Here is a 16,495-nt window from a genome sequence, read left to right as displayed (position 1 = left end):
TCTTATGGGTCACAGTTCAGCCAGGCCCTTAGGGATGCTCTTTTTTTAACGCGAAAAATTCTATGTAACAACGGAACAACGACGCCCTTGCATCCTTTGTCTAAGACCCCGCCGATTTCCGTGCATAATCCAGCGGACGTTCTGCAGGCTTGCCGAACAAGTAACCCTGCGCAAGCTCAACGCCGATCGAGCAGCAAAACTCAAATTCCTGGCGGCGCTCGATTCCCTCGGCCAGAACGCAGGCTCCGAACTCACGGGCGGTATTCGCGATGGTTAACAGGAATTGCTGCTGCTCCGGGTTCTCGTCGCAGCGGTCAATCAGGCTCCGGTCGATTTTTACATAATCGGGCTTTAGCCGGATCATCTGCTCCAGCGTGGAATAACCCGCTCCGACATCATCCATCGCGACGGAAATCCCGTTTCTCCGGTACACTTCAAAAATCGCCTGAAGATGCTTTACATCATCGACCTCTTCCGTCTCCACCACCTCGAACACAAAATCCGCAGGGTCAAGCGACAATCGTTGAATGGCATCTAAAGTATGAGTAAGGCAATATTCCGGATTGTAAATAGAGGACGGCAGAAAATTGACAAACCGTTTGATCCCCTTGGGCAGCCACAAGGCGCTTGCTTCAATCGCCGAAATCCGGGCCGCCCGATCCAAAATGGAGTGAAGCCCGATCAAACGCGCGGCTTCAAAAAGTTTATGCGGCTGAAACGAAGGCCCGTTCTGCCGCGGCCGCAGCAAAAACTCATAAGCGATCACAGTTTCATCCCGGTTCACAATCGGCTGCATAAAACTCGTAAAATGCTTGCCCAGAATGATGTTAAAAACATCGTAGTGCTTTGATCGTTCCTCAAACAGGTGCAAAGGGATCCATTTCCGCCGGTCAAGCGGTACGCCCTTTCCCGTGATGCAAAAAAACAGCTGCTGCCGGACGGACGAAGACAGGCATTTCATAAGCTGAACCAATGAGAACATCTCCTCACGGCCGCTGTATGCGACAGAACAGCCCTCGGGCGTCTTTTTCACGGCATGCCCGCTGTTTTGAAGCAATAAAGTCAGCTGGGCGAATGCCGGTCGTATATGAACGGTTCCCTGGTCCCCAATCGGTTCAATGGTGCCGCAGTTATCGCAAAACATGTGTGTGTCCTCCTCAGCAAGCTCACTCACTATACCTGTTATCGGCTTTTTTCCCCTAATATCTTTATACTCTGCATGAAAGACTAGGATTCCGCCGCAGCCGCAGCCGGAACCCGCTCCCCGTAAAATTTCCAACCGATACCGCTTTCCTTGGCATCATACATGGCGGCGTCCGCCCGTCCGATCAACTCCTGGTCATTGGCCGCATGCTCCGGATACACGGCCACCCCAACGCTGGGGCTTGTGCGAATCTCGCCCGGTTCCAGCCGGTAAGGCTCGCTTAGCATGGAGCATATGTTTTCCGCCGTTTCCGACAGCTCAGCGTCATCTCCTGCCGGGTAGACCATCACCGTAAATTCATCCCCGCCCAAGCGGGAGATGACAAACCGATGGTCTTCCAGCGAGGCAAGCCGGGAGGCTACCATGACGATCAAAGCGTCCCCCGTACGATGCCCGTACTTGTCATTTACCGTTTTAAAGCGGTTTAAGTCCATATACAGCAATCCAAGCCGGTTTCCGTTACGCCGCGCTTCCTCCAAGGCTTCCGTCATCCGGGCGTTAAAATATCGGCGGTTGTACAATCCGGTCAGGTCATCGTGATGGGCAAGATACTCGCTCTTTTTCAGGCTGTGATGCAGCCGTTCCATCAGGCTGTCGTTCTCCAGCTGAATGACCACCTGGCGTATGAGAATCAGCAGCACGCTTAAGGATAACCCCGTAAACAGGCTGTTCCAACCTCCGTAACGGTCCGTAATGAAAAAAAACAGTCCTGCCAGCATGCTGTAAGGCAGCAAAAACCTCACCGCGACGGTTCCCGCGACCCGATGCTTCTCCGTTATCCCGATTGGTTTGCCCGATACCGGGAACGAGTGGGTTCCGCTCAAGCCGAACATAAGCGCACCGGCGGCCCACAACAGATCCAAATAGGGGCTCTGCTGCTTGCCGAGCAGGTCCACCTGGTATAAATAAAGTATATTTCCAACCACCAAAACAAAGCCGCCGGAGCAGAGGCAAACCGCCGAGGCCATGCGCACGTTCCTTACGTTTGAATAAAGAACCAGCGTGAAGAAAATGAGCACGATTCCGCATATCGGGTAAACGGCATCCAGCCACAGCGTCAGCCAGTCTCCGATCGCGGTTTGCCGTATCCGCTGAGGCTTTATCAGGTATTCCCAGCTAACCGTCATCATCACGATAAAAACAATCACAATATCAAACATGAACCGAACGCCTCTTAGGAGGCCCTGCGCGTTGCGGAACAAATAAATCAAGGCGGCGGCCAGGAGTATCAACTCAAATGACCAGAACCAATCGGCTGTTCCTGCATTACGGACCGCGGCCTCCTTGATCCATGCCTCATACGCCCATGCGAGCTGCCCTGCCCCTTCAAATATTAAAGCCAGCATAAGAAGAGTCCAGAAAACCCGCAGCGTCCCCTCATTTCTCCGGGCAGCCGATGCCAGGAAACCGGCGGCGACCAGCGGAGCGGTCACGGTCAGGATCCGATGTACGGCCAAGGCCTCGGGCAGCCAGAGCACGACCATAAATTGAACGAACATATACATGACGGCCAGCCACAGCTGTACTTTATGCGTTTGAACCCGGTTCATAACCGCTCCCCCTGTAAAAAGGTTGCATGTAATTGATATGTTGCATGATTAGGCCTAAAGAATTAATATACATCTTTTTTCCATGATACTTTTTACCCAACAATAAGTAAAGGACGAACCTCCGATTATGGAAGAATCGATCCCTTTACCGGTAAAAATAACCCTTATATGGGCGCTCTTGGGATAACGTCTCTAGCTATCGCAAATGCGCAAAAACCTGTTTGATAATGATAGATGAACTTCTTATTGAACACTACCGATTTGGTGGCGTGAAAGTTATTCCCACTTGACAACTAGGAATTAAATGCTATCATTTCTTTTAATTTCATTTTTGCATGAATTAGGGGGCTGTACATATGGCACAAAAACGCTTGGATCATGTAGGCATTATGGTGAGGGATCTGGAGCAGACCATTTCTTTTTACACCAAAGTCGTTGGCCTTGAATTGAAGGGAAGATTGCCTCATTCAAACGGGGTCATTGAGCTCGCTTTTCTGGGATTCAACGGCAGCGGCGAGACGGAGGTCGAGCTAATTCAGGGATATAGCGACGCGCTGCCGGCCGAAGGCAGGGTTCACCATTTTGCCGTCAGCACCGACGATATCGAAGCCGAATACAAGCGGGTCAAAGCGCTGGAAGTTCCGCACATCGACGACGAAATCGTTACGCTGCCCAACGGACACCGGTACTTCTTCATCCACGGCCCGGAAGGCGAGTGGATCGAGTTTTTTCAACGCTAAGGCGCCGGGATCCTGACTGCCTCAGGCGTACTGGACAGAAATCCGGAGGCGGACTATAATACACGTAGCAAATCAAATGATCAACTTCATAGACCCGGGGTGCTGGAATTGGCCGGCTGAGATTGTATCCCTTCAAGATACTGACCCTTGTACCTGATCTGGGTAATGCCAGCGTAGGAATTTTACAGTCAGCGGCTTCTTTCGCCGCAGACCGACTACTTTCGCCGTCATGCGTCCCGATTTTCGTGGCGCTTTTTTTAATATAAGAAAGTATAAGTTTTTCATTATGCTTGGCTTATATTTCTCGCAGAAACGCTTTCGTCCGTGGGAAGGACGACGAAAGTCGTTTTGGCTTGTGAGGCTGCCGCGAACGCCGCGGCTTGGCATTGTTCTAATGAAGTGGAGGTCCAAAGGAGAGAGACAGAACATGAAAAAGAAAAGCTTGCTATCCCTGCTGCTCTGTACCCTGCTGCTGACGGCTGCCGGATGCGGAAATCAGGAGAAGCCTGCCGGCGAAGGCGCCGGAGAATCAAAACAACCCGCCAAGCTGCGGGACGTTCAGCTTATGCTGGACTGGTCGGCCAATACGAATCATACGGGGCTGTATGCGGCCAAAGACCTCGGCTACTACGAAGAGGAAGGCTTGAACGTCAGCATCGTTCAGCCGGGTGCAGGCGGCAGCGATGCCCTGGTCGCTTCCGGCAAGGCCGATTTTGGAGTCAGCTACCAGGAGAGCGTGACCTTGGCCCGTACGCAGGGCGTTCCGCTCGTATCCATCGCCGCGGTCATTCAGCATAATACATCCGGCTTTGCTGCCCCGGTCGACCGCGGGATTAAGAAGGCAGCCGATTTTGAAGGAAAAACGTATGGCGGCTGGGGCTCCCCGGTGGAGGAAGCCGTCATGAAGTCCATCATGGAAAAGGATAACGCCGACGTGAGCAAGGTAAAAATGGTTAATATGGGCGATGCGGATTTCTTTACGGCCGTCAAGCGGGACATCGATTTTGCCTGGATTTTTTATGCCTGGACCGGCATGGAAGCCGAACTGCGCGGGGAAAAACTCGACATGATTTACGTGAAGGATTACGCCGAGGCGCTGGACTACTACACGCCCGTTCTTGTGACAAGCGAAAAAATGATCCAGGAAGACCCGGAACTGGTCAAAGCCTTCATGCGCGCCACGGCGAAGGGTTATGATTATGCCATCAAGCAGCCGGCAGAAGCCGCGGAATTGCTGACCAAGGCCGTTCCGGATTTGGATAAGGAACTGGTCAAGGCCAGCCAGGCATGGCTCAGCCCGAAATACCAGGACGATGCGTCGCGCTGGGGAGAGCAGAAAGCAGAGGTATGGAAAGGTTACGCCGACTGGATGTACGAGCGCAAGCTGCTGGACAAACCGCTGGAGGCGGACAAAGCGTTCACCAACGATTTTTTGCCTTAAAGGCCGTTTCCCCAAGACGATATGGATAAAGAACAAGCTCTTATGATGAGCCTTTGTAAAAGAAAGGAAGATTGGAAAATGGCAAGCACACTGCTGAGCATTCAAGTGATTCCCAAGACGCCGGACGGCCGGGACACCATCCCTTACGTCGATGAAGCCATCAAGGTCATCCAGGAATCGGGCGTAAAATATGAGGTGCACGCTTTGGAAACGACCCTCGAGGGCGAGCTGCCGGAGCTTTTGAAGATCGTAAGCGACATGCATGAAGCACTTTTCAAGGCGGGCTGCCCGGGCGTGATTTCCCAGGTGAAAATCGCGCAGTACCCTGCAGGCATCAGCATGGACCGTCTGACCGAGAAATACCGTCCATGAGCATTTGGTGGAATCGCGTGTGGCCGCCCGTCGTGGCGGTCCTTCTCTTTTTGGCGGCATGGCAGCTTGCCGTCTTTATGTTCGATATCGAGGAATGGATTCTTCCGTCTCCCTCCGGCATTGCGCGAGAAGCTGCCGCCGGAGCGGAAGGCCTGCTTGAACATACGCTTGCTACTTTGCGCCTGACGCTTATCGGTTTTGTCATCGGCACTGCTGTCGGTCTGGTAATCGCCCTTATCCTCCACCTGGTTCCTTGGCTAAAGACCGCCCTGTATCCGCTTCTCGTCGTAAGCCAAAACGTGCCGACCATCGCGCTTGCGCCGCTCTTGATGATCTGGTTCGGCTTCGGGATGCTGCCGAAAATGATCGTGATTACTCTCGTCTGTTTCTTCCCGGTAGCCGTCGCCGCTATGGACGGTTTGACCCGAACGGACATGTCGATGATGAATTACATGCGGATGACGGGCGCCACCAAATGGCAGACGTTCACCAAGCTTGAGCTGCCGCATGCCCTTCCCTCCGTCTTTTCCGGGGTCCGCATTGCCGCTACCTATTCGGTCATGGGCGCCGTTATCGGGGAATGGATCGGCTCGGACAAAGGCATCGGCTACTTCATGCTCCTGCAAAAATCCGCTTACCGAACCGACCGGGTGTTTGTCGCCATTGCCGTTATCGTGCTGCTGAGCCTGCTGATGGTAGGACTTATCACCCTGCTCGAAAGACGATTGATCCGCTGGAATCCCAAACATCAGGAGAAATAAAAGGAGGTTGCCCTGTTGAAAACCGAACTTAGTCCTGCACCCCAAAGTAATTATAATGGCGAAACGCGGGACTCCTCCTCTGAGCCGCCTGTATTGGAAGCGCGCGATATTTATAAATCTTTCCGAAATCGCAAACGCGAGGTCAAGGTTCTTGACGGACTGTCCCTTTCCGTGCAGCCCGGCCAGTTCGTTTCCATCATCGGTCCGTCCGGCAGCGGGAAGAGCACCCTGTTCCACATTATTGGCGGCCTGACCGCTCCTGAAACCGGAAGCATCCGGATGGACGGCAAGGACGTTACGGGGCAGAAAGGCTTGATTGCCTATATGCCGCAGCAGCCTGCCCTCTTTCCTTGGCGCACGGTCGAAGATAACATCCTGCTTCCCCGCGAGCTGGCCGGCATGCCCCGGGAGCAAGCTCGGGAGGAGGCAAGCCGCTGGATGAAGAGAGCCGGACTTGCCGGATTCGAAAAGGCGTATCCGCATACGCTGTCCGGCGGCATGCAGCAGCGGACGGCTTTCCTTCGGGCCATGATGAGCACCCAGGAAGTGATGTGCCTGGATGAGCCGTTCAGCGCCCTTGACGAGCTGACACGCAGCGACATGCAGCGCTGGCTGCTTGACATATGGGAAGAAAACCGCCGCTCCGTCCTTATGATCACGCACCACATCGAGGAAGCGCTGCTGCTGTCCGACGCGGTGTACGTCATGTCGAGCCGTCCGGCCCGGGTTCTTCAAAAAATCGAGGTTCCGTTTCCGCGGCCCCGACGGGAAAGCGTCCTTTTAACCACGGACTTTCAGGCCTTGAAGCGTGATATCTCAGTGCTGCTGAGGGAGGAATTGTATAAATGACATCCCTTTCTCGTACCAAGCAGGATTCACTTCAGCTTATCGAGCAGGATCGAGCTCCAAGCTCCGGTCCTTCCGTTCTTTTTCCCCTGATCGATGCCCACATCCATCTGGACTCTTATCCGGAAGAACAGCAGCTGGCGATCCTTGAAAGCTTGTCCGGCTGCGGCGTTGAAGCGGTCGTCTCGGTATCCATGGATCTGGATTCATGCCGCCGGAATCTGGATTTGGCCCGCAGGCATGAATCTCGGATAAGGCCAGCCTTCGGCTATCATCCCGAGCAGCCGCTTCCAGCCGCCGACGAGGTCAGCAGCCTGTTCGATTTCATGGAAAGCCATCTGGATGAAATGACCGCCGTTGGCGAGGTCGGTCTCCCCTACTACTCCCGGCTGGAGGCCGTAACCGAGGGCAAGCCATGGGACGATCGGCCTTACGTTGACCTGCTGGAGCAGTTTATTATATTTGCCAAGAAGTTTCATAAACCGATCGTTCTTCATGCCGTATACGAGGATGCCGATACCGCCTGCAGCCTTCTTGAAAAACACGGCGTCACCTCTGCACACTTTCACTGGTTTAAAGGCTCGCCGGAGACCGTGCGGCGGATGGCCGATGCGGGTTACTTCATCTCCTTTACCCCGGATCTGCTCTATGAGCCGGAAATCCGCGATCTTGCTCGCCGCTACCCTGCCGCCCAGGTCATGACGGAAACGGACGGACCGTGGCCGTTCGAAGGACCTTTTGAGGGCCAGCCGACGCATCCCCGCATGACCGCCGACGTCGCGGCAGCCTGGGCTGAATTACAAGGGCTGGGTCTGGCGGAGGCACGCCGGATTTTGTATGGCAATGCGCGGCGGTTTTACAGGATCCATCCATGAAATCATAGGAATGGACCATCCCTATGGTGGAGTGGATTCTCTCGCTTCCTGCCGAATCCCGGCCCGGCGAAAGCTTCAGCTATTCGAACTCCGGCTATATCCTGCTGGGGAAAATCATTGAGATTGTCAGCGGGTGGCCTTACGCAGAATTTTTGAACACCCGGATTTTCGGGCCTGCCGGCATGAGCCATTCCATCCTTGACTCCGGCGCGATCCTGCTACATAAAGCGAGCGGGTATGAGATAACGCCTGAAGGAGAGCTGCAAAATGCCTCATTTATCGATATGTCCAACGCCTATTCGGCCGGCGGCATCGTCTCTACCGTAGGGGATCTCTATTTGCTAAACCGCGCGCTGGATGAGGGGAAGCTGATATCCGGTAATATGCTGGCCCATCTTTTCACGCAGGATGGGCAGCAGCCCTACCGCTATGGCTGGAATACGGCAACAACCGGGGCCGGAAGTGCCATGGCCTTCCACCATGGCGGCATCAACGGCTATACCGCTTCCTATATGAAGCTGCTGGATCAGGAAACGGCCGTTATCGTGCTGAGCAACGTCTCGACTTTGCTGACCTCGACACTGGCTGGCGTAATCGTTAACGCGCTGGAAAGCCGAGATTAATATTTACCCATAAGAAGAAGACCAAGCCCTCTGTCGAGAGCTTGGTCTTTCTTTTAGATTAAAGCAGCCCCTGAGTGGAATGTACCCGGCAGACGTTTTTCTTACAATAAACCTGTTTCCTCCAGTCCCTCTTTACTCGGGTTTGGCGGAAAAGGACTCCCTCAACGTGAGCGAGATTGGACAATGATCGCTGCCCATGACATGACAATCGATTTCGGCACCAGCCAAATGCTCCGCCAAACGGGAGGATGCCAGGAAATAGTCGATGCGCCAGCCGATGTTCCGCTCCCTTACTTTCGGCATAAATGACCACCAGGTGTATGCGTCCGTACGATCCGGGTAAAAAAAGCGGAAGGTGTCGATAAAGCCTGACGCCAGCAGCTCTGTCATCTTGCCGCGCTCTTCCAGGGTGAAACCGGAGTTGCCCTGGTTAGACTTCGCATTTTTCAAATCGATCTCCTGATGCGCCACATTAAGGTCCCCGCATACGATGACGGGTTTGATCCCATCCAACTGCTGCAAATAACCACGAAACCGCTCTTCCCATTCCAGCCTGTACTCCAGCCGGCTCAGGTCACGCTTGGCATTCGGCGTGTATACATTGACGAGATAGAAGTCCTCAAACTCCAGCGTGAGGGTCCTTCCCTCGGGTTCGCTATCCTCCTCCATGCCGTAACGGACGGAAAGCGGCGGGATTCTGGTGAATACGGCCGTGCCGGAATACCCCTTCTTCAAGGCATAATTCCAGTACTGGCGGTACTCCGAACCGAGATCCAGCTCAATCTGACCTTCCTGCAGCTTCGTTTCTTGCACGCAAAATATATCGGCATCGGCCTGCTGAAAATAATCGGTGAAGCCTTTGGTCACGCAGGCCCGCAGACCATTGACATTCCAGGATACCAGCTTCATGTTTCTCCCCCTGTTCCATGAATGAAATAGCGACTTAATGAATTCGATGAATCTGTGAAGCTTACAAATCCCATGATCTTAACACGGTCCGCATGGAGCTGACAATCGATCCCGGTATAAACCCCTGGCGTCATGAATATTCCGCCTGGAAAAAAGGAACAACATTAACGATGGCGGCACCGCCGCCAGATCATGCAGTTCAGAAGCGATCTGCCACAAGGAGGCCTTGACCATGACAGGAAGAAACAACAAACCGAAAAACGACGGACCCTCCAGCAGTCCCGAACGGCTGGATCAATACGGGGACAAGCTCGCGTCCCATAACGAGGAAGAGTTTCTCTCTTCCGCCGAGGAGCACTGCCGCGAGGATCAACCGGAGCCATAGGGAAAAACATAACAGCGAACTAACAGAACGATTTCGTCGTCTTTTTCAAGATGAAGGAACTATTCTGCGGACAAGTGGAAACACCCCGTCGTCCTTTGGGTAGGACGATGGGGTCTCTGCGAAAAATCTTAACCCCTATCTTCTGGACGGTGGGGTTGCTGTTTGCCGTTCTCAGCTAACGCTTCATAAAACCCTTTTCCTGCAAAAAATCCTTCATATGAAGGCGGACCGGCTCAGCCAGACGTTTGGCCATGAACTGCGACCAGGACGCCGCCGGTTTGCCCCCGCTCCGGGCACGCATATATTCCGTGTACGTATCATCGTAGGATTTTACTTCTTCCGCCGTCTTCGAGCCATCATAGGTTCCGTGATGGAGCACGCTCCCCTGCGGCAGGCGCGGACGAATGCCGGGATTCTGGTCCGGATACCCCACGCACATGCCGAATACCGGGTACACAAGCTCCGGCAATTTCAAATGCTCAGCTACTTCGGCAATTTGGTTGCGGACCCCGCCGATGTATACAATCCCCAAGCCCATCGATTCGGCCGCAACCGCGGCGTTTTGCGCAGCCAGCGCGGCGTCCACCGTGGCCACAATGAAGTTTTCGGTAGAATCCACGTATGTCCCCTGATCGCCCAAATGCGCCTCGCCCGCTTTTTTCAAACGGAATAAATCCGCACACCATATCAGGAAGACCGGGCACTCTTCTATATATCTCTGGTTGCCGGACAGCGCCGACAACACTCGCTTCTGCTCCGAGTCGGTCACCGCAATGACGCTGTATGCCTGAACGCTGCTGGAGCTCGAAGCCATCTGCCCCGCCGCGATGATCGTTTTCAACTGTTCCTCGGTGACCGGACGGTCTGCATACTTGCGTATGGACCGGTGGTTCATGAGCAGCGATAAGGTCTCATTCATCAATTTCAGTCACTCCCAATCCTCTAAAGATAAACTGCACCGCTTGTCGTGAAATAGGCTCCGGATCGGCATCTTTAAAACCGAGCAAAGGCTCGTAGTTGATCATCAATTTATGGGATAAACACACGCCCATGACCATCAGCAGCGTTTCTCCCGAGGATTCGAAACGGAATTTTCCCTGTGCCTTTCCCAGATCCAGCAGCTGCTTCACCAAGCCCCATACCGGCCGCAAAAAAGAAAGAACGATCTCTTTGCGGTGCGTCCGCATCGTCAGCTCCTGCTGTACGATGTCGCTCAGCTCTTTATCGATCAAGGTGAAGGAGATGATCTCTTTTACCGCAAAAGCAAGGCCCTTCACCGGGTCGGTCATTTGTTCCTTATACTGCTCCAGATCATATCCGGGAAAAAGCTGCTCGAAAATCGCGGTAAACACCTTATCCTTACCGCCAAAATGATAGGATACCAGCGCGATATTCACGGAGGCGTCCTCGCAAATTTGCCGGACCGTGGTTCCCTCAAATCCTTGCTTGGCAAACAGCTTTTTGGCGGACATCAATATGCGTGTTTTTACATCCAGTTCAGGCTGTTCCATCCCTTGCGTCCCCTTTAAACGTTCTTCTATCTATTATGGAACTTCGGACAGGACAGCGCAAGCGATGGGAACGGGCAGGCATATACCGAACGGAACTCAATTTAGGCTGGGGTTTCAAGGCGCTGTACGGCTTCGTCGCTGCCATCGGAATGGCGCGTTTTCCTCATTGCGGTTACAGCCGCGGAAACCGCAAGCGAAATGAGAGCAACGGCTGAAAGCCCGACAATATCTTTCCCCAAAAGGCTGCCGCCAAACAGGATGTTCATCAATCCCTCCACCGCATACGTGGCCGGAAGCAGGTCGCCTGCCGTCTGAAACCCTGACCCCAGCATTTGTCTCGGCACCATGGCGCCGGAAGCGACCAGCTGCAGGGATAAAAGCGTAATATTAAACAACATTCCGGCCATACCGAACACGATAAGGAACATTTGCGAGAATACAAGAAACACCCACACAAACAGGCTTTGGAACAGCCAGAGAGCCATAAAGCCTTCGGCGGACTTCCCGCCTAAAGCCAGAACCAACGTCGATCCCAGCATGGAGACGAGCAGTGCCGAGACGGCGTTGATCACCGTCCGTGCCGTAAAGGACTGCCATTTTGTCATGCGGCTCCCGACTGCTGCCGAAGCCTGCTGCATATTCATCCCCATGATCATCGCGCCTACAAAAGAGGCAATCACCATCATCATCGGCACCATTTGATTATTCAGTCCGTCCACAGGGTGGATATAGGCCGTTTCGGATCGGACCCGATCCGCCAGACCTGCTGCCGCACCCTTCGCCTGCTCCGGAGGAAGGGTGCTTTGTTCAAGCACGGCCTGAATGCCCGCTGCGGAAGCCTCGCGGTTAAGTGCTGCCGTGACGGAAGACGCCGCGCTGTCCATCACGCTTTTTACCATCTGGGGATTGGATTCATTGATTTCATATAAAAGCTTGGCTGAAGCCGTCGGGTTCTGCAGGTTTGACGAAAAATCCGCCGGAATAGTCAAGACCATCTGTACCTCCCGGTTCACAAGCTCCTCCCGAGCTGATTCGCGGTCGGTCTCGCTGATGTCAAAAGGCAAGCTGCTCCGAAGCTTCCCGACCACTTGTTCTCCCATGACCTTGTCTTCATTTACAACCGCAATCCGAAAATTTTTAACCCGGTCATTCGCCCCTTGGTATCCCGTCATCCAAACGACGCTGAATATAACCTGAAAGGCCAGTGCCGTTACGATACCTATAATCGTTTGCGGTCTTTTCAAGAAAATAAGCAAATGATTCAACTTGATCACGCCCCTCAATTTAATCAAATGTTTTAAACATACGTTTAATTAAACATTCGTTTAAATGTTAGGCGAATCCCGCTCTATTGTCAATAGCGCGCAAAAACCGCCAAGCCGGATGGTCCAGCCTGACGGTTTTCGTTATACATATAGGATTAAACGACGTCGTATCCCTGTTCTTCGATCGTTTCTTTAATTTGCTCCACGGTTGCCTTGGATTCATCATACTCTACGGTTACCGTTCCGGCAGTAAGGTCGACTTTGCCTGTCATGCCGATCTCCTTCAACGCTCCCTCGATGGAATTCACGCAGTGGTTGCAGGACATGCCCTCTACGTTCAATGTAATTTGGCTCATGAGATTTTCCCTCCTTGATTGTCTGTTCCAGATTTCTCATCTCAATAATACTATACCCCCCGATAGTATGTAAAGACTGCTTTCAAGAACGTTTGACACTTAACGAGTGCCTTCTGTTCTTATTGCCGGATTTGTTTCCTTACACTCTTGGAGGGTAAGGAAACCTGTAGAATATCCAAAAAAACTTCGAATACATTTTGTCAGCGCCGCTCGAAAAATGGTACGGTTCTTCCACTTTTGCTGGTATAATAATCTAAAAATGTGCCTTTGCAACATAATTCGTCTTGACGATACAAATTTTTTCTTTTTATAAAAAAGAAGAAGGAATTTCCAATTTAACGTCGAATAAGAAGTAACAGGAAATGACGAAATAAGGAAAGTGGGAAAGTAACCTATGGTTTTTGACGGCATTATTGTTGGTCTGTTTGTCGGACTGATTCGGGGCGGGTTCCGTCACGGCCTTCAGCAGTTCAGCAAAATCCGGCTGAAGGGCGGCTGGGTCTTCCCGGTTCTATTGTTGATTCAATTCGTTATTTTCCGGTTTCAGGAGGACTACCCGGCACTTGCTGCCGCAAGCAACTATGCCTTCATTGGGATCTACGTCGTCGGCATGATTTTCCTATGGATGAACCGCAACCAGAAAGGGTTTTCTTTAATCCTTATCGGCGTGTTCCTTAACTTTCTCGTCATGGCCGTCAACGGCGGCCGGATGCCGGTATCCATTCAGGCAGCTTCAGTCCTTGATCCCTATTATGTGGACATGCTGAAGAACGGCACCGTGATCACCAAGCATTTTCTGTTGGATTCTACCACCAAACTTTATTTTCTTGGAGATATAATCCCATTGTCTCCACCCTACCCCAGAAGCCAAGCGATCAGCATCGGGGATATCGTTATGAATATCGGAATCTTCCTCTTTATCGTTCACATCATGACCCCCGGCAAGAATAATGCCGGCCTTTCAGGGGATTCCGGGAAGAAAGCTCCTACCCTTGGTGAACCTCAAAATTTATAATACATTTTTCGAGTTCACGATTACTTGAAAGGAGGGGATAATATGAAAAAAACAGATAAAATCAAGTATTCCCGCATCGTAATCAACGCGATCATCGTGGCTTCCGTAGTAGTTGCTCTGACTTCCGGTTACAGATGGGGTTAATAGTTAAGCTTCACATAAAAACAGGCTCTCAGCAGCCTGTTTTTTTACTTATCATCGTTGTTTTAGGTTGTAATATACCTTAAAATGTGGAGAAAACATCAAAGTTTTCTGAGGAGAAGCATTCCATGTCCATGTTCAAGCGCCTTAATACCTTCAAAATAGATGCCAGCCAACTTTACTTTATTTTTATTTCCATTACGGGAAGCTGTTTCTTTATACTTTTTCATAAAGTCGAGTTTTTAACCTACACGCCTGCTCAATGGGTATGGGTGTACGCAATGCTTGCTGCTACGCTTATTTTAAATCATTTTACTTTCCAGCTTCCCCCCGAAGGAAACTTGCAATCCATGGACTCCTCCGTATATTTGGCTTGCATTTTTATTTACGGAGCCCCTTTCGCATTGTCTGTCATTTTTTTAAACTTAATTGCCTTTATCATCTACGATAGAAATATTCCTTGGTGGAAACACTTTGCAAATTTCTCTGTATATTCACTGATGATTATTGGTTCTTCGTATATCTATAAGATCGCCGGAGGACAAACCGGGCCCATCCAGAATGACCAGCTTCATGCTTATGTCGCTGCCCTTATCGTGTATTTTGTACTAAACGTGCTGCTCATCGGGTTCCATTATTATCTTCATTACAAAAGTTCCCTATATGAAACGCTTAAGTCTTTTTTAAAGGACACCTTGTTAGTCTATCTGAGCACTCTAATTCTTTCCCTGGTTCTATCCATCCTTATTGTACAAAACGGGATTTTCGGCCTCGCTCTGTTTATCGCCGTGAGCGTAATGCTTTCGTACTCATATAAACAATTATTCAAAATGTATAACGAAATTCAGGAGAAAGCCATCAAGGATCAGCGCACGGGGCTGTTCAATCACAGCTATTTCGAGAATCTGCTGGATACGGAAATCAAAAAAGCAAAAAATTCGGACGAGCCTCTCTCGCTTGCCATGATTGACATAGACGATTTCAAGAAATATAACGACCAGTTCGGTCACCTGAAAGGGGATATGCTGCTCGGATTCTTAGGAAGCTTTCTGAAAAAGGAATGCGAGCCGGCCGAGGTGGTCGTTGCCCGTTTCGGAGGCGAGGAATTTACGATTCTGATGCTGGATATGACGAGGCGAAAGCGTATGAACTCGTGAATCGCCTCCGCAAAAAACTGAATGATACCTATTTTGAAGGCGTTGAGATTTTTCCGACAGGCTGCCTTTCCTTCTCCGCAGGGATAGCCGGTTTCCGAGCCGACATTTACGATAAATCGCAAATGGTCGATCTTGCGGACCAGGCATTGTATTACTCGAAAAAGCAGGGCAAGAACAATGTCCATATCTACGGCAGCGGCTCGACCAAGGAGTATGAAATCGATTTTGCCGAAGACGTCCGGGATATCGAGCAGCAGCTGAAGCTGTTCCTCTATAAGGACGTGGATACGTTTAAGCATTCGAAGCGCGTCTTCCGCTACGCGATCGACATGAGCGAGGTACTCGGTCTGGACAGCTCGGAAAGACGGCATTTCGTCCTCGGCGCGCTTATTCACGATATCGGCAAGCTGGAAATTCCTTGGGGTATTCTAAACAAAAAGGAAAAGCTGTCTCCGGACGAATGGGAAACGGTAAAACGCCATGTGACCTGGGGAAAACGAATTGCGGAAACGAATGAAAGGCTGAAGGAATTGGTTCCCTATATCGAGCTTCATCATGAACGGTATGACGGCGGCGGTTACCCGCACGGTTTTCAAGGCAACCAGATTCCAAAGCTATGCCGCATGCTGACGATCATCGACTCGTTTGACGCCATGACGACGGAGCGCCCTTACCAAAAAACCAAAACCTATGAAGAAGGCATCGAGGAACTGAGACGCTGTTCGGGCAGCCAGTTCGATCCCGAGCTGACCGAGCTGTTCATCCGCTACATGGAGCAGCGAATCCACGAGCAGCAGCTGCCTGCCGCAGGCTTGGAAACGACATAAATACTCTTCATCCCTCCCCATGTTTGATATTCTTCCAAAACAGGTATAAAAAGAGTATCAATCATAAATGAGGTGAGAACCATGGCGGATTCCAAAAAGAAGCAGCTTCCTCTTCATAACGGTCCGAGGCATACGGATCATCCGGAGCAATACCCTACGGAACGGGAGAGTTTGTTCGACCGATTTGAGAGCGAGCGTCATGTCGATCCCATTCCGATGGAAGATTTGAATATGGAAAAGCAGGAAGAAAAGAAGCGCGACGGCACGTCCAAAAACCGTTCCTCCAGCGACAAGTAGACACGATGCTGCCCTTCTACTGGACAATATGTTCCTACAGGAAATGTAAACCAAGGCATAAATGAAAACTAATACATTCTTATATTTAATAATTATCACAGCGGTTTCTGACGGAACCTTTCTAACAAGGACCCGTTCTCGCCGCAAGGACTCCCTTTTGAGGAGTCCTTTTTAAAATATCGGTAAGTTTATGATTTCATTTAAGATTAAAGAATAATAA

17 protein-coding genes and 1 pseudogene are annotated in these 16,495 nt (G+C 51.3%); 11 read left to right on the top strand and 7 right to left on the bottom strand.

Annotated elements, in window-relative coordinates; translation table 11 throughout:
- Positions 1-100: 100 nt before the first annotated feature.
- Complete coding sequence (locus tag XI25_RS02495) at positions 101-1,144, bottom strand: EAL domain-containing protein (RefSeq protein ID WP_046677210.1); 1,044 nt, start codon at positions 1,142-1,144, stop codon at positions 101-103.
- Positions 1,145-1,227: 83 nt separating this feature from the next.
- On the bottom strand, positions 1,228-2,754 hold the full coding sequence (locus tag XI25_RS02490; protein ID WP_052759426.1) for a DUF4084 domain-containing protein: 1,527 nt from the start codon (positions 2,752-2,754) through the stop codon (positions 1,228-1,230).
- A gap of 356 nt (positions 2,755-3,110) precedes the next feature.
- On the opposite strand from XI25_RS02490, the gene XI25_RS02485 reads away from it, so the two are divergent.
- The 7 genes from XI25_RS02485 to XI25_RS02455 all read left to right on the top strand — a co-directional run bounded on the left by XI25_RS02485 (position 3,111) and on the right by XI25_RS02455 (position 8,412).
- Positions 3,111-3,494: a VOC family protein gene (locus tag XI25_RS02485; protein WP_046677209.1), complete on the top strand. Its 384-nt coding sequence runs from the start codon at positions 3,111-3,113 to the stop codon at positions 3,492-3,494.
- Positions 3,495-3,921: 427 nt separating this feature from the next.
- On the top strand, positions 3,922-4,935 hold the full coding sequence (locus XI25_RS02480) for an ABC transporter substrate-binding protein (protein WP_046677208.1): 1,014 nt from the start codon (positions 3,922-3,924) through the stop codon (positions 4,933-4,935).
- Between the two features lie 78 nt (positions 4,936-5,013).
- On the top strand, positions 5,014-5,307 hold the full coding sequence (locus XI25_RS02475; RefSeq protein ID WP_046677207.1) for an MTH1187 family thiamine-binding protein: 294 nt from the start codon (positions 5,014-5,016) through the stop codon (positions 5,305-5,307).
- On the top strand, positions 5,304-6,068 hold the full coding sequence (locus XI25_RS02470) for an ABC transporter permease (RefSeq protein ID WP_046677206.1): 765 nt from the start codon (positions 5,304-5,306) through the stop codon (positions 6,066-6,068). Before XI25_RS02475 ends, XI25_RS02470 begins: the two co-directional genes overlap by 4 nt.
- Positions 6,069-6,083: 15 nt before the next feature.
- A complete protein-coding gene (locus tag XI25_RS02465) occupies positions 6,084-6,917 on the top strand; it encodes an ABC transporter ATP-binding protein (protein ID WP_046677205.1) in 834 nt (277 codons plus the stop codon).
- The gene (locus tag XI25_RS02460) at positions 6,914-7,789 is read left to right on the top strand and encodes a TatD family hydrolase (protein ID WP_082112179.1); all 876 of its coding nucleotides are present in this window, start codon (positions 6,914-6,916) and stop codon (positions 7,787-7,789) included. The genes XI25_RS02465 and XI25_RS02460 overlap by 4 nt, the downstream gene beginning before the upstream one ends.
- Positions 7,790-7,812: 23 nt before the next feature.
- Positions 7,813-8,412 carry a serine hydrolase domain-containing protein gene (locus XI25_RS02455; protein ID WP_052759425.1) on the top strand — a complete coding sequence of 200 codons (600 nt, stop codon included), beginning with the start codon at positions 7,813-7,815 and terminating at the stop codon, positions 8,410-8,412.
- A gap of 132 nt (positions 8,413-8,544) precedes the next feature.
- On the opposite strand, the gene XI25_RS02450 is transcribed toward XI25_RS02455, so the two are convergent.
- On the bottom strand, positions 8,545-9,321 hold the full coding sequence (locus tag XI25_RS02450; protein ID WP_046677204.1) for an exodeoxyribonuclease III: 777 nt from the start codon (positions 9,319-9,321) through the stop codon (positions 8,545-8,547).
- A gap of 232 nt (positions 9,322-9,553) precedes the next feature.
- On the opposite strand from XI25_RS02450, the gene XI25_RS33630 reads away from it, so the two are divergent.
- Positions 9,554-9,706, top strand: a complete 153-nt coding sequence (locus XI25_RS33630; RefSeq protein ID WP_200901351.1) for a hypothetical protein — start codon at positions 9,554-9,556, stop codon at positions 9,704-9,706.
- Positions 9,707-9,881: 175 nt separating this feature from the next.
- Here the strand turns inward: XI25_RS33630 and nfsA are convergent, their stop codons facing one another.
- The 4 genes from nfsA to XI25_RS02430 all read right to left on the bottom strand — a co-directional run bounded on the left by nfsA (position 9,882) and on the right by XI25_RS02430 (position 12,838).
- Positions 9,882-10,625 (bottom strand): oxygen-insensitive NADPH nitroreductase, encoded by a 744-nt coding sequence (gene nfsA, locus XI25_RS02445; protein WP_046677203.1) that lies wholly within the window; start codon positions 10,623-10,625, stop codon positions 9,882-9,884.
- Positions 10,618-11,217, bottom strand: a complete 600-nt coding sequence (locus XI25_RS02440; protein ID WP_046677202.1) for a TetR/AcrR family transcriptional regulator — start codon at positions 11,215-11,217, stop codon at positions 10,618-10,620. The genes nfsA and XI25_RS02440 overlap by 8 nt, the downstream gene beginning before the upstream one ends.
- A gap of 101 nt (positions 11,218-11,318) precedes the next feature.
- Positions 11,319-12,482 (bottom strand): YhgE/Pip domain-containing protein, encoded by a 1,164-nt coding sequence (locus XI25_RS02435; RefSeq protein ID WP_046677201.1) that lies wholly within the window; start codon positions 12,480-12,482, stop codon positions 11,319-11,321.
- Between the two features lie 155 nt (positions 12,483-12,637).
- Positions 12,638-12,838: a copper ion binding protein gene (locus XI25_RS02430; RefSeq protein WP_046677200.1), complete on the bottom strand. Its 201-nt coding sequence runs from the start codon at positions 12,836-12,838 to the stop codon at positions 12,638-12,640.
- Positions 12,839-13,232: 394 nt separating this feature from the next.
- Here XI25_RS02430 and XI25_RS02425 point away from each other — a divergent pair, with 394 nt between their 5' ends.
- The 3 genes and pseudogenes from XI25_RS02425 (at position 13,233) to XI25_RS02415 (ending at position 16,275) form a co-directional block, all read left to right on the top strand.
- Complete coding sequence (locus XI25_RS02425) at positions 13,233-13,853, top strand: DUF5317 domain-containing protein (protein ID WP_046677199.1); 621 nt, start codon at positions 13,233-13,235, stop codon at positions 13,851-13,853.
- Between the two features lie 269 nt (positions 13,854-14,122).
- A pseudogene (locus XI25_RS02420) lies at positions 14,123-15,978 on the top strand (bifunctional diguanylate cyclase/phosphohydrolase).
- Positions 15,979-16,059: 81 nt separating this feature from the next.
- Positions 16,060-16,275, top strand: a complete 216-nt coding sequence (locus tag XI25_RS02415; RefSeq protein WP_046677198.1) for a hypothetical protein — start codon at positions 16,060-16,062, stop codon at positions 16,273-16,275.
- Positions 16,276-16,495 lie beyond the last annotated feature (220 nt).

The organism is Paenibacillus sp. DMB20 (assembly GCF_000987955.1).
Taxonomy (GTDB): Bacteria; Bacillota; Bacilli; order Paenibacillales; family Paenibacillaceae; genus Paenibacillus_AQ.
Note: the sequence above shows the minus strand (reverse complement) of the source record. Positions and strands in the feature narration are given on the sequence as shown.